Here is a 1,003-nt window from a genome sequence, read left to right on the forward strand (position 1 = left end):
GTCGACAAGGACGTGATCGAGCTATTAGCCGACGACAAGCCCGTCGAAGTCGAAGTCGAGAGCGACGTGATCGAGCTATTAGCCGAAGACAGGCCAGTCGAAGTCGAAGTCGACAGCGACGAAATGGCGCTGGTCGCAGTACCGACTTGCTGGGCGACCGAATACAGCTGGCTGCCGTTGATCGCGTCGGTACTGGTGGAGGTCACTTGACCGGCGGCGACGTTGGTGACTTGTCGTTCCTTGCCGGCATCGCCCACGCTGACGACGCCGACCGGGTTGGCACCAGCGAATCCGCTGAACGTCACGCCGTCGACGGTTGCGCTGCTCGTGGGCGTTGCCGCGACGGTCTTCGAGCCGGCGCCGAGCGCGACGGAATTGTCCGTGCTGACGACGGCGCCAAGGCCGACGGCGACGGAATTGATCGTGCTGGCGACGGCGCCGGAGCCAATGGCGACGGCGTCGGCGCCCGTTGCGGTGCTGTCGGCGCCGCTCGAGTTCGCGTGGAAGTACTTGATGCCCTGGCTGTTGATGTTGTTGATCGCCGAGCCGACGCTGTTGGCGGTCGAGGTCGTACCGTTCGCGTTGTAAGTCGTATATGCCGGCGCGGAAACCGTCCCCGTCGCCGGGTCGTAGGTCGAGCCGCCGCCGAGTGCTGATGCCGTGCTCGTACCGAGATTGTTCGTCTTCGTCGTGACGGAGCTCAGGCCGGTGGACAGCGAACCGATGGAACTCGTGGCCGACGAAAGACCGGTCGACGTGGAAGTCGACAGCGACGTGATCGAGCTGTTAGCCGACGACAGCCCCGTCGAAGCCGACGTGGAAAGCGAGGTAACCGAGCTGTTGGTCGAGCTCAGTCCGGTGGACAGTGAGCCGATGGAGCTCGTGGCCGACGACAAACCGGTCGAGGTGGAGGTCGAGAGCGACGTGATCGAGCTGTTGGCCGACGACAGTCCCGTCGAAGCCGACGTGGAAAGCGACGTAACCGAACTGTTGGTCGAACTCA

The 1,003-nt window shown here is 63.8% G+C and carries 1 protein-coding gene and 1 pseudogene; one reads left to right on the forward strand and one right to left on the reverse strand.

Annotated elements, in window-relative coordinates; translation table 11 throughout:
* Positions 1–800 (reverse strand): annotated as a pseudogene (locus tag AP428_RS37785) (cell surface protein); the annotation flags it as partial.
* Here AP428_RS37785 and AP428_RS37685 point away from each other — a divergent pair.
* A partial coding sequence (locus AP428_RS37685) for a hypothetical protein (protein WP_269434015.1) occupies positions 724–1,003 on the forward strand: 280 nt, incomplete at its 3' end. The pseudogene AP428_RS37785 and the gene AP428_RS37685 sit on opposite strands and share 77 nt — an antisense overlap.

The sequence above is a fragment of the Burkholderia sp. E168m22 genome, from assembly GCF_001319805.1.
Classification (GTDB): Bacteria; Pseudomonadota; Gammaproteobacteria; order Burkholderiales; family Burkholderiaceae; genus Burkholderia; species Burkholderia orbicola.